At 60.0% G+C, this 12,298-nt stretch carries 12 protein-coding genes and 1 pseudogene; 6 read left to right on the top strand and 7 right to left on the bottom strand.

Going from position 1 to position 12,298, the window contains the following annotated elements; translation table 11 throughout:
• Positions 1–17: 17 nt before the first annotated feature.
• The 4 genes from ACYZTX_RS12855 (at position 18) to ACYZTX_RS12870 (ending at position 3,323) form a co-directional block, all read left to right on the top strand.
• A complete protein-coding gene (locus ACYZTX_RS12855; protein ID WP_462034342.1) occupies positions 18–812 on the top strand; it encodes a transporter substrate-binding domain-containing protein in 795 nt (264 codons plus the stop codon).
• 95 nt (positions 813–907) lie between these two features.
• Entirely contained in the window at positions 908–1,612 is a 705-nt protein-coding gene (locus ACYZTX_RS12860) for an ABC transporter permease (RefSeq protein ID WP_462034343.1), read from the top strand.
• A 5-nt stretch (positions 1,613–1,617) separates the two neighbouring features.
• Positions 1,618–2,316 carry an ABC transporter permease gene (locus tag ACYZTX_RS12865; RefSeq protein ID WP_462037031.1) on the top strand — a complete coding sequence of 233 codons (699 nt, stop codon included), beginning with the start codon at positions 1,618–1,620 and terminating at the stop codon, positions 2,314–2,316.
• Entirely contained in the window at positions 2,316–3,323 is a 1,008-nt protein-coding gene (locus ACYZTX_RS12870) for a DMT family transporter (protein ID WP_462034344.1), read from the top strand. The genes ACYZTX_RS12865 and ACYZTX_RS12870 overlap by 1 nt, the downstream gene beginning before the upstream one ends.
• On the opposite strand, the pseudogene ACYZTX_RS12875 reads toward ACYZTX_RS12870, so the two are convergent.
• A pseudogene (locus ACYZTX_RS12875) lies at positions 3,279–3,761 on the bottom strand (TetR/AcrR family transcriptional regulator); the annotation flags it as partial. The gene ACYZTX_RS12870 and the pseudogene ACYZTX_RS12875 overlap by 45 nt on opposite strands.
• 174 nt (positions 3,762–3,935) lie before the next feature.
• On the opposite strand from ACYZTX_RS12875, the gene ACYZTX_RS12880 reads away from it, so the two are divergent.
• Positions 3,936–4,952, top strand: coding sequence for a M14 family zinc carboxypeptidase (locus tag ACYZTX_RS12880; protein ID WP_462034345.1), 1,017 nt, complete (start codon positions 3,936–3,938; stop codon positions 4,950–4,952).
• A gap of 253 nt (positions 4,953–5,205) precedes the next feature.
• Positions 5,206–5,622, top strand: coding sequence for a hypothetical protein (locus tag ACYZTX_RS12885; protein WP_462034346.1), 417 nt, complete (start codon positions 5,206–5,208; stop codon positions 5,620–5,622).
• Positions 5,623–5,678: 56 nt separating this feature from the next.
• On the opposite strand, the gene ACYZTX_RS12890 is transcribed toward ACYZTX_RS12885, so the two are convergent.
• The 6 genes from ACYZTX_RS12890 to ACYZTX_RS12915 all read right to left on the bottom strand — a co-directional run bounded on the left by ACYZTX_RS12890 (position 5,679) and on the right by ACYZTX_RS12915 (position 12,143).
• On the bottom strand, positions 5,679–7,151 hold the full coding sequence (locus tag ACYZTX_RS12890) for an aldehyde dehydrogenase family protein (protein ID WP_462034347.1): 1,473 nt from the start codon (positions 7,149–7,151) through the stop codon (positions 5,679–5,681).
• Positions 7,144–7,968 (bottom strand): ABC transporter permease, encoded by an 825-nt coding sequence (locus ACYZTX_RS12895; RefSeq protein WP_462034348.1) that lies wholly within the window; start codon positions 7,966–7,968, stop codon positions 7,144–7,146. The genes ACYZTX_RS12890 and ACYZTX_RS12895 overlap by 8 nt, the downstream gene beginning before the upstream one ends.
• 1 nt (position 7,969) lies before the next feature.
• On the bottom strand, positions 7,970–8,887 hold the full coding sequence (locus tag ACYZTX_RS12900; RefSeq protein ID WP_462034349.1) for an ABC transporter permease: 918 nt from the start codon (positions 8,885–8,887) through the stop codon (positions 7,970–7,972).
• A gap of 31 nt (positions 8,888–8,918) precedes the next feature.
• Complete coding sequence (locus ACYZTX_RS12905; protein ID WP_462034350.1) at positions 8,919–10,061, bottom strand: ABC transporter substrate-binding protein; 1,143 nt, start codon at positions 10,059–10,061, stop codon at positions 8,919–8,921.
• Positions 10,062–10,100: 39 nt separating this feature from the next.
• Positions 10,101–11,228: an ABC transporter ATP-binding protein gene (locus ACYZTX_RS12910; RefSeq protein ID WP_462034351.1), complete on the bottom strand. Its 1,128-nt coding sequence runs from the start codon at positions 11,226–11,228 to the stop codon at positions 10,101–10,103.
• Between the two features lie 105 nt (positions 11,229–11,333).
• Entirely contained in the window at positions 11,334–12,143 is an 810-nt protein-coding gene (locus tag ACYZTX_RS12915) for a response regulator transcription factor (RefSeq protein WP_462034352.1), read from the bottom strand.
• Between the last annotated feature and the right edge of the window lie 155 nt (positions 12,144–12,298).

Raw genomic sequence — 12,298 nt, forward strand, 5'->3', positions numbered from 1 at the left:
AAAGACGGGAAAAAATCATGGGAAATCGACGTTTGGCAAACTGGTTGACCGGCGTGGCCTGCGTAATGCTGGCCAGTATAAGCGCGGCCCAAGCTCAATCTCAGCCGCAGCCGATCAGGTTCGCAGTCGCAGCGGAACCCTATCCACCGTATACCGAGAAACAGGCCAACGGTGAGTGGAAAGGGTTTGAAGTCGACCTGATTCACAAGCTGTGCAGCGAAATGAAAGCAGAATGCGAGATCAAGGAAGTCGCTTGGGACGGGATCATTCCGTCGCTGCTGGCAAAGAAGATCGACGTGATTTTCTCCTCCATGTCCGTGACTGAAGAACGCGAAAAACACATCGCGTTCAGCAAGGCGTATTACGACTCGGTGATTGCGATTGTCGGGCCGAAGGACGCTTCAGTGAAAAAGTATCCGGATGATCTCAAGGGTAAGACCATCGGTGTGCAGAACTCGACGGTGAGCGCCAGCTTCCTGAAGACCTACTACGAGAAAATTGCGGACGTTAAGTATTACGACACGCAGGACTCGGCCAACGCAGACCTGATTGCCGGACGTATTGACCTGATGATGGCGGACGGCACGGCCATGGCGGCCTTCATCAAGACCCCCGATGCCAAGGACCAGGCTTACCTCGGCGTGGTGCCCTATGACCCCATCTTCGGCAAAGGTGTGGGCGCCGGGCTGCGCAAGGATGACGCCGAACTCAAGGCCAAGCTCGACAAGGCAATCACCTCCTTGCTGGCGAGCAAGGACTACGACGACCTCTCCCAGCACTACTTCGGCACCAGCGTGAAACCTGCTTTCTGACGCCAAGGCCTGAACACAGTTTGTATGACAAACACATATCCCTGTAGGAGCGGCGGTGTTTTCAAGACCGCCGACGGGAGAGAGGAGAGTCAGCAATGTTCGAGTTGATCAATTTCAGCGAAACAGGGTGGGGCGGTGCGCTGCTGAAAGGGCTCTGGATGACCCTGCAGATTTCGGCCGGGGCCTTTGTGCTCGGGCTAGCTATCGGGCTGGTCGTTGCCTGCCTCAAGCTGAACGCCCCGAAACCGATTGCCGCGCTCATGCGCAGTTACACCACGTTGTTCCGCGCAGTGCCGGAGCTATTGCTGATCCTGTTGCTCTACTACGTCGGTTCCATGCTCCTCAACTCGCTGATGGCCCAACTGGGTTACGGCGTTGTGAATGTCAGTGGTCCTCTGGCGGCAATCGTGGTGCTGGGGTTGGTGCAGGGCGCGTACGCCTCGGAAATTTTCCGGGCGGCGATCCAGGCGATTCCGTTCGGCCAGATCGAGGCGGCGAGGGCGTTCGGCTTGAGTGGGTTTGGCCTGTTCCGGCGAGTCACACTGCCGATCATGGCGCCCTATGCGATGGCGGGGATGTCGAATCTGTGGATCAACCTGATCAAGGACAGTGCATTGATCAGTGTGGTCGGCACCAACGAGCTGTTGTACACCGCCAAGCAAGGCGCGGGTTCGACGCGCCATTATCTGTTGTTCTACCTCACGGCCGCGGCGATGTATTACGCGGTGACGTTGGTGTCCAACTATCTGTCGGGACGGCTTGAGCGACGCATTCGTCGCTGGATGCCTTTGGCTGAGTGATTGAAATGATTCCAGCGTGGATAGTTGAATACGCGGCACTGTTGGGTCGAGGGCTGCAAACGACCATTACCCTACTGTTGCTGTCCAGTGTGTTCGGTTTTTTGCTGGCGGTGTTGGTGGCGCTGGCCCGGATCTCGAAATACAGAGTGATCGCCAAGGCCAGTCTGTTCTATACCAGCGTGTTTCGCGGTACACCGTTGCTGATCCAGATCTACATTTTCTACTACGGGCTCGGCAGCCTGTTTGCGCAGTTTCCGCTGATTCGCGGCAGCTTCCTCTGGCCCTATCTGCGTGACGGTTACTGGTACATCGTGTTTGCCTTGGTGTTGTCGATGGGCGCCTATGTCGGCGAAGTGATTCGCGGCGGCCTGCTGGCGGTGCCAAAGGGTGAAATTGAAGCCGCCTCGGCCTTCGGCATGACCTCACGCCAGTCACTGTTGCGGGTGCGTTTGCCCCGCGCCATGCGGTTGCTGTTGCCAACATTGGCCGGGGAAACTGTGATGTTGCTGAAATCCACGGCGCTGGCCTCGACCATCGCGGTGATCGACCTGCTGGGCGCCGCCAACGTGGTCCGGGCGCAGACCCTGCAAGTATATGAACCGTTGCTGCTGGTGGCAGGGGTGTACGTTTGCCTGACCTTCCTGATTGAGGCGCTATTTGCCTTTGTTGAGCGGCGCGGGACACCCGTGCGCAGTTCCGTGTAATGAGTACGCCACAGGTCGTCGACCGGTCGCTGCAGGGCATTGGCCTATGTACCTTGGGCTACGCATTCCTGGCATTGCAGGACGCGGGCATCAAGTGGCTGGTGGCCGACTATTCGGTGGTCAGCATTCTGTTCTGGCGCAGCCTCGTGGTGGTGGTCGCCTGTTTGCTGGCGGGACGACTTCGGCTGATCCAGCGGGCCTGGCGTTCGCCGAGTCGGCGCTTGCTGGTGGTTCGCGGTTTATTGTCGATTGTGGCCTGGCTGCTGTACTACACGGCAGCCCGGGATCTGACCCTGGCCGAGATGACCACGCTGTATTTTTCGGCGCCGATCATGGTCACAGTGCTGGCCGCGATGATCCTCAAGGAACGCGCCAGCGGCTGGCAATGGTTCAGCCTGGTCATAGGCTTTGTCGGTGTGATCATTGCCTGTCGCCCGAGCAACATCACCGATCCTTTGCCGATCATCCTTACGCTCCTGGCGGCAATGTGTTGGGCATTTACCTACATCCAGTTGCGGCAGGTGGATGATCAGACTTCGGTATTGGAGCAAATGCTGATCACCAACGTGGTGTTTGTCATTTGCATGATGGTGGCGCTGCCCTGGACTCACACCCCGGCGCCGACACCGGCCTGGCTGGGAATGCTTGCGGCTGGGTTGGTGGGCGGTATCGGCCAGTTCCTGCTATTTGCCAGTTTTCAGCGCGCTACCGCGACCTTGCTGGCGCCATTCGAGTACACCGGGCTGATCTGGGCGTTTGCGCTATCGAACCTGATCTGGGGCACGCTGATGGATGTATCGCTGATGATCGGTGCCGGGCTGATCGCGGTCAGCGGCACCCTGGCAATGATCTTCGGCCGTCACCCGTCACAGGACGTCGTCGGTGCTGAATGCTCCGTGACGCAGTCCCTTTATCCAGCAACGACAGATGTGGAGGCCGTTGGCGGGGCTGAAGGTTTCGGGGTTCAGGCACCACTCGATCCAGAGTCCGTCGAGCATCGCCGATAAGCCAATGGCGGCCAGGCGAGTGTCGTGGATTACGAACCCCTCGCTGGCCGCTAGATCGTCCAGCAGTTGGCGAAGCAGGTCGAGGTAGTCGCGGTAGCTTTTTTCGTGTGACTGGCTGACATGTTCCGAGTGACGAATCAGGCTCCAGAACACCACCCAAACGCCGAGCAATTGCGGGTCCATGACCCGGGGCGAAAACGAGCCAACGAGGAAGGTGTCCATTTTTTCGGCCGGTGTACCGGCCTGCTGGATTTCCTGGAGCAGGGCGCTGGTCAGTTCGCTGGCGAGCTTCTGGTAAGTGTCAGCAATCAACGCATCGATGCTGCCGAAATGGTGATTGAGCAGTCCGACGGACACCCCGGCCTCGGTAGCAATACGGCGCACGGAGATACCAGCGTGGCCGTCGCGAGCCAAGCAACGCAGGGTGGCGGCAACCATCAGTTCGCGACGCTCGTCGGGTTCAACGCGGCGGAATTTTGGAGAGTCGGTGGTCACAAGGGAATCCTTGGGTGCAGTGCCTGGTTGGCGAGCTTAGTTGAACGTGCGTTCAATATCCAGCATAGACGACGGCGAAACATCGCTTCTTAATGGTCATGACAGGAGGACAAACAGATGGCGCAGGATATTTCGTTCAGTGTTCGCAACAATAACGGCGACGCGGTGCGGGTCGGTGCCTGGCGCTTTGAGGGCAATGGCAACGGGCCAAATGTACACTTGCAGGCGGGGGTGCACGCCGATGAAATCGCCGGGATGCTGGTCCTGCATCTGTTGATACAGCGGCTTCAGATCGCCGAGGCCGAGGGCCGGCTCAAGAGCAGCGTGACGGTGGTGCCGCAGGCCAATCCCCTTGGCATCGGGCAGTTTCGCCAAGGGCGGATTCTCGGGCGCTTTCATGACGCGACCGGGCATAACTTCAACCGCTCGTTTGACGTGTCGGCTGCGCTGCAGCGACCCTCGACTAACGTCCAGGAATGGCAAAAAAGCCTGGTGCAACTTGCGGCCACGGCGGACGTGATGCTTGATCTGCACACCGATGATGAAGCCCTGCCATACCTCTACATGCACAGCAGCTTCTGGCCCCGTGGCCGTGCACTGGCGGCGGCGATGAAAATGGACGTGGCGATCATCTGGGATGACGGCGAAGAGGGGTCCTTCGAGGAAACAATCATTGCGCCCTGGCTGCGCGATGGCGTCACCGATCGGAAGATGGCGGCGACCCTGGAGTTGCGAGGGCAGGGCGATGTCAGCGATCAGTTTGCCGAACAGGATGCGCAAGGGTTGTATGCCTGGTTGTGCGGTTTCGGTGTTATCGAAGAGGCGCTGACGTCCGGCGACTGGCCCGTCGAGGCCGTGCAGATGAGCCATATGGAAACCCACCTCGCACCGCAGTCCGGGGTGCTGATTTTTGAAAAGGAATTGGGCGATTTCGTCGAAGCAGCGCAACGCTTTGCGCGAATCCTCCAACGGCCAGGCGATCCCTCTTCTGAAGTGGTGTTGTACGCCGAGCAAGCAGGGCGGATGGTGACACGCAATCGGGATCGGCTGGTGTCTCAAGGCATGGTCGTTGCCAAATTCACCGGCAGCCGGGTATCGCGTAATTGGAGCGGTGGTTTGCTGGATCCGAATTGAGGCCGAAGCCAGCAGCGTTCCAACACCGCTTCGCAGATCGTCCCGCAGCCATTCAGCAGACGACAAAGGCGCGCCGTCAATCCGTTACCAGCGTTGAAAAAAATCTGAAGCGATCGAGCACGAGGCCTGCGACCTTGCTTGGTCATCAGACACCTCTATCTGGCGAGCATCCTCGCCTAAATGGGTGTCCGGTTTCATTAGACCACTACACAGCCCACAAGAATTGGAAGTCGGCTTCTGCAATGGCGGTGTCATGGGCTTGCGTGCAGACACCTGTCTCTGGTTGCTGGAACGCATCGGCAATCAAAACGCGCAAGGCGAGTACTACCTCACCGACGCGGTTGCCGTGGCCAACAACGCCGGGCTGCAAGTTACAGCGGTGGAGGTCGACGAGGGCGACGTGCTCGGGGTTAATGATCGCGAGCAATTGCATGCTGCCGAACAGCTTTTCCAGCAGCGTCGACGCCAGGCCGTCATGCGGTCGGGCGTCAGCCTGATGGCGGCGGATACGGTGTTCTTCAGTGCTGATACGCAGCTCGCCAGGGACGTGTGCATCGAACCTTGCGTGGTGTTTGGACCGGGGGTGAGCGTGGGCAGCGGGGTGCGGGTCGACGCGTTCAGTCGTCTGGAAAATATTCGGCTGGAGCAGCCGCTGGGAGCTGGGCGGTAAATCGCCCTTCGGCCTGGCAGCGGCTGTCATGTCGCGTGAGCTGAGGCACTGACCGTCTATTTCAGATACCAGCCCCATGGCTGGTCGCTGACGTATTCGGTCACTTGCTTCACCTCCAGATAATTGTGCAGCCCCCATTGGCCGAGTTCCCGGCCAATACCGCTGTGTTTCATGCCGCCCCACGGTGCCTCGACGAAGGTTGGTTGCGAGCAGTTGACCCAGATAATCCCGGCGCGCAGTTGGTTGGCGACGCGGGCGGTACGTTGCAAATCAGCACTCATCACGGCGGCGGCGAGGCCGAAGCGGCTGGCGTTGGCCATTTGCAAGGCTTGCTCTTCGGTCTTGAAGCGCTTGATGCACAGCACCGGGCCGAACACCTCTTCGCGCCAGAGGATGCTGCTGTGTCCGGGCTCGTCGAAGATGGCCGGTTCGATGAAATAACCCTCTGGCAGATGCGCCGGTTGCCGACCTCCGGTAAGCAGGCGTGCACCGCTGGCCAGTCCCTGATCGATAAAGCCGAGGACCTTGTCGTGTTGACCTCGGCTGACCAAAGGGCCCAACAACACGCCGGGTTCCAGCCCTGGGCCGATGGTGATCTTGCGAGTTTCCTCAACCAGTCGCTCGATCAACCGCGAGGCGATGTTTTCCTGTACCAGCAAGCGTGAAGTGGCGCTGCACACCTGGCCCTGGTTCCAGAAAATCCCGAACAGAATCCACTCCACCGCCGCTTCGACATCGGCGTCGTCGAACACAATGAATGCAGACTTTCCGCCCAGCTCCAGGCTGATGTTCTTGATGTCGCGAGCGGCCGCCGACATGATTTTTGCCCCGGTGGGTACGCTGCCGGTAAAGGCCAGTTTGTCCACGCCAGGGTGTTCGGTGAGCGGACCGCCGGCGTCGGCTCCAAGACCGGTCACGACGTTCAGGACCCCGGCCGGCAGACCGATGCGGTCGGCGGCCGCGGCCAGTTCCAGCGCCGTCAGTGGTGTCAGTTCGGACGGTTTCAACACCAGCGTGGCCCCGGCGGCCAAGGCGGGCGCGACCTTCCACGCGGCCATCAGCAGCGGGTAGTTCCAGGGGATGATCTGCCCGGCAACGCCGATCGGTTCATGGCGGATGCGGCAGCGAAAACGCTCGTCCGGCAGCGCCAGCGGTTGGTCCTGCTGTAGGTCCAGTTCCCGGGCCAACCCGGCGTAGTAACGCAAGCAACCGATCGCATCGCCAACGTCCCACTGCGCTTCGGGCAACGGTTTGCCGTTGTCACGCACTTCCAGTTCAGCCAACGCCTGTTGACCACTGTCCAGTTCATCAGCCAACGCTTCCAGCCACTGCGCGCGCTCGGCGCCAGTGGTTTGGCTCCAGCCGTTATCGAACGCTCGCCTGGCGGCGCGCACCGCATGATCGACGTCTTCTTCGGTGCCCGCGGCTACCCGATGGAAAGCCTGCCCGGTGGCCGGGTCGATGACGTCCAGGTAACCGCCCAGATCCGGGCTGACCCACTCGCCGTTGATGTATAGCTGATCACGCATTGTGAGACTCCTGGACGCCGGTGCGGCGGTTTTGCAGGTGACGGGAAGTGAACAGCAGCGCCAGCGACGCGCAGATGATGACGGTCGAAACCGCGTTGATCTCCGGGGTCACGCCGCGGCGGATGGATGAAAAGATGTAGATCGGCAAGGTTGTTTCGGAGCCGGCGACGAAGAACGCGATGATGAAATCGTCGAAGCTGAAGGTGAACGCCAGCAGAAACCCGGCCATGATCGCCGGACTGATCTGCGGCAGGGTGACCCGCCAGAACGTTTGCATTGGGGGCGCGTAGAGGTCGGCCGAGGCTTCCAGCAAGGCCTTGTCCAGTGAGTCGACGCGGCTGCGCACGATCACCATGAACGCCATGGTGAACAGCGAGTGCGCGGCGATCACGGTAAAGAAGCCCATGTTCAACCGTGGAATGCTCGGTATCCAACTCGCCAGCAACGGGTTGATCAGGTCGAACAGGCTAATGAACGCAATCAACGTCGAGATGCCGATGACGATCCCGGGCACGATGATTGCGCAATAGGTCAGCGCATCGAACAGCAACCGCACTTTGGCGCCGGCACGTTGCAAACCGAACACCGCGAGCGTGCCGAACAGCGTCGCAATCACCGCAGAAGTGAAGGCAATGAACGCGCTATGGCCCAGCGCCTCTATGATGAACGGGTTGCCAAACGCGCGACCAAACCATTGCACCGAGCAGCATTCGAACGCCAGGCCACTGCGCCCGGCGTTGAAGCTGAACAGCACGATCAACGCGATCGGTGCGTAGAGAAACAGGTACAGCGAAGTCGAATAGCTGCGCAGCCACATGTCACAACCCTCCGTCGGCAGGGCGGCCGCCATAGCGCGCCACCAGTTTCAAATACACACCGATGATCAGCAGCATCATCGCCACCAAGGTCATCGCCAGCGCGCTGCCGAAGGGCCAGTTACGCGATTGCAGAAACAGGTCGACCAGTGCGTTGCCGACGAAGAACACTTTGCCGCCACCGAGAATGGCCGGGATCAGGAACTCGCCCATCAACAGGATGAACACCAGCATCACCCCGGTGATGATCCCGGGCGCGGAGAGTGGCAGGGTGATCCGTCGCAAGCTTTCGAAAGCGCTGGCACCCAGGTCCGCCGAGGCTTCGAGCAGACGCTTGTCGAGTTTTTCCAGGCTGACGTAAATCGGAAACACCATCAGCGGCAAGTAGCCGTAAACGATGCCGATCAGCACCGCCCACGGCGTATTGATCAGCCGCACGTCCTCAAGGCCAAGGCTTGCGAGCAAGGCCGGAATGCCCTTGCCGCTGAGGATGAAAATCCAGGCGTAAGTGCGGATCAGGAAACTGGTCCAGAACGGCACAATCACCAGCGTCAGCAGCAGCGAGCGGTTCCTGCTGACCTTGACCGCCAGAAAATACGCCAGCGGGTAAGCCGCCACCAGGCACACCAGCGTGCCCAGCGGCGCCAACATCAGCGTGTTACTGAACGCCGCGCCACGGGAACCGAGGTTCAGGTAGTTGGCCAGCGTGAAGCCACCGGCGTAACCGCCCACGGCACTGCGCTCGCCGAAACTGAAGACCAGGATGATCACCAGCGGCATCAACAACAGCAGCAGGAACCACAAGGTCGAGGGCAAGAGCATCAGCAGGGTGATCCGCCGGCCGAGGCTGCGCCGCTGGCGAACCTCGACCGACCGGGCATTGTCCGGCTGCACCGTTTGCGGGTGGGTGGCAGCGTTCATGGGGGACTCCTCATTGGCCATGGCTAGGCGATCAGGCGGATTTGAAGCGAGCCATCAGTTCGGCGCGCGCCGGGCTGGTGAGCGTCGCCGCGGCACCGAACTCCAGAGGACTGAGCGCTTCGGCGGCCGGGTACATGATCGGATCGTCGAGCATGGCGGTGGGCAGCAACGCATCGACGCGTTTGTCGCCGCTCGGGTAACCGTGGCTCAACACTTCGAGCTTGTTGTGCTGCGGATCGAGCAGGTAGTTGATGAAGGCGTAGGCCGCGTCCTTGTGCTCCGAGCTTTTGGGAATGGCAAAGAAGTCACTCCAGAGTTCGCCACCTTCCTTGCCCAGTTCGAACTGCATCTGCGCGTTGTCGCGGTGCAACTGAGAGGCATCGCCGGTCCAGGCCATCGCCAGCCAGGCATCGCCGCTGCGCATTGACGGCTGGATGTCGGAGTTGATGGCGAACAGGTGCGGCTTGACCTCGATCAGCAGTTTTTCGGCATCGGCCAGTTCTTTCGGGTCCAGGGAATTGAAGCTATAGCCGAAGCTTTTCAGCGCGTTGCCGATGGCGGTCAGTTGGTAGTCGTGAACTATCGTCCGGCCGCTGGCGGGGCCTTGAGTTGCAACCCAGAATTCTTTCCAGCTGGAGGGGCCGTTCTTCAGTTTGCCGGTGTCGTAGAGCATGCCGGTAGTGCCCCAGTTTTTCGGCACCGCATACACCTTGCCGTCCACCGTTCCTTGGGCCATGAATTTTTGCTGGAAAGCCGACGCATCAAAGTTGGGAATGCGCGACAGGTCCAATGGTTCGATCAGGCCCAGGCCAACGTAAGTGCTGATGGTGTAGTTGGTCGGCACCAGTACGTCCCAGCCACTGCCACCGGCCTGCAATTTGGCAAGCATCTCTTCGTTGGAACCGAACACGCTCATCGAAACGCGCGCACCGGTGGTTTTGGCGAAGGTGTCGAGGTTTTCCTGGCTGTGGTAATTCGGCCAAGTCGCCAGCGACAGGCGATCGCCCAGTTTGGCCTGCTCGGCAGCCTCAGCGGTGGAGGTCAGCAGGCCGGGCATGTTGGTTGCGACCACCGCTGCGGCAATTCCCAGGCCAGTGCGGCCAAGGAACTCGCGGCGGCTGATCGAGCCGTTCTGCCAGCTACGCAGGGTTTTGATAAACGTCTTCCGGTCCATAGCACGCTCCACATTCGGTTGATGAAACGAATCGATGAATTACAACGCCATGGCCAGGCCATTGGCGTGATCCCAGCCGACGCTCACTGCAGCGCCGTGTTCGAATGCATTGGCGCCGTGATCCTGCTGGCGCGGCACACGCACGCAAACCACGCCAAAGGCTTGGGTGCGCACGCGATATTCGGTGGAGTTGCCGAGGTAGATGCGGTCTTCCACGTAGCCTTGCAGCTTCACTTCGCGGGTCATGTCGGCGTTGGCGCTGGCGATGCTGATCAGCTCCGGGCGCACCGCGATGCAACCGGCGGCGTCTGCGCTTAAGGCTTTGCCGGTGGGCGTCAGTGGGCTGGTCAGTTCCAGTCCTTGCTCGGTGCGCAGCACTACTGAGTCGCCCTGCAATTGACGAACCGTGCCGTTGAACAGATTGGATTCGCCGATAAAATCGGCCACGTAACGGCTGGCCGGCGCTTCATACAGTTGTTCCGGGGTGGCGGTCTGGATGATCGAACCGTTGTGCATCACGCTGATGCTGTCACTCATCGACAAGGCTTCTTCCTGATCGTGGGTGACCAGCACAAAGGTGATGCCGACTTCGCGTTGCAGGCGCAGCAATTCGGATTGCATTTCCTTGCGCAGCTTGCGGTCCAGCGCCGCCAGCGGCTCGTCCAGCAGCAACACGGTCGGCTTATTGACCAGCGCCCGGGCCAGGGCCACACGCTGCTGTTGGCCGCCGGAAAGTTCACTCGGCTTGCGTTGACCGAAGCCGCTCAGGCGCACCATTTCCAACGCTTCATCAGCCATGCGCAGTTGGGTTTTTTTGTCGGGTCGCGGGGTGCGATAACGCAGTCCATAGGCGATGTTCTGCGCCACTGTCAGGTGCGGGAAGAGGGCGTAGTGCTGGAACACCATGTTCACCGGCCGCTCAAACGCCGGCACTCCGGCAACGTTTTTGCCCGACAGGCGCACTTCGCCGCTACTGGGCTGTTCGAAGCCGGCGATCATGCGCAGGGTGGTGGTTTTGCCGCAGCCGGAACCGCCGAGGAAGGAATGGAATGAGCCGCGGCGCACCGCGAAGTTCAGGCCATCGACGGCTGACACCTCGCCATAGCGTTTGACCACATTGCAGAATTCGATATCGCTTGGCGAAGTGTCGTTCACGCTGTTGTTCACGAGGCGGGCTCCCTTGCAGTGATGAATCAGTGCGTCGAGGGCCAAACTAGCAATCGGGGTTTTGCGCTGTATATATCCCTTGGGGGATAGAGTCGTTTTCAGGTGTCAGGTTTCGACGACCAGTTCCTGGCCGGTAAGGTCGCGGATAAACAGCCCGAGCAATTCGGACTGGCTGCCGATGCCGAGCTTGGCGTAGATGTTCTTGCGGTGAATCTTCACCGTGCCAGGACTGATGCTCAGTTGTTCGGCGACCGAGGCGCTGGAGTGACCGCGTAGCAGCAACTGCACAATCTCTTGTTCGCGGCCGGTGAGGATGTGCGCGCCGAACTGATCGAAGGCTTCGCGGATCTTGAAGTCCAGGTCCTGCGCCGGGCGTGGTTGCTGGGCTTGACGCAAACGCCAGGCTTCATTGATCACCTGTTCAACCACGGCCTGCGCGCACTCGATCAACTGCATCTCGTCACGACCAAAAGCACAGCTGGCGGTGGATCGCATCAACGACAGAACGGCCATGGCGCCGCCACCGAGGTCGACGAAAAACGCCACTTCTTCAGCCAGCCCGGTTTGCTGGTAATACGTCAGGTAATACTCGCCGAGGTAGAAGTGGTCGGGTGCGAACTGTCGCAAACGCCACAGTCCAGGCGCTTGCCCGCGAGTGCATGCCAGGTAGAACGGATCAAGTAAATAGGGCCCGCACTGATAGTCATCGACATACACCACACGCTTGTCGGCTGCGAAGGTGTCGAACAGCGCCAATGGCCGATGATTGCCTTCATAGACGAACAGAACGAAGTGATCGACCGGGCATACTTGCCGCAACCAGTGACTTAAGCCCGCTAACCGCGCATGCCCGGGAGGAAGGTCCAGTAAATGGGCAACACCGGTAGTCCAGAGTTTCAGTTCCTTGGGGCGCATGGCGGCTTCAAGCAGAATTGGATTGCATTTAGATGCACAATTTACGCCATGGCTGTTTTGGCCTTGTAGGGCGGGGCGCGTGATGTCGAGTCTTTGAAAAGACGCACCGTAACAGCGCCGGATGTTACCGAGTGCTACAGGGTTGGTATCAGTAG

It is taken from the genome of Pseudomonas sp. MDT1-17 (assembly GCF_054898105.1).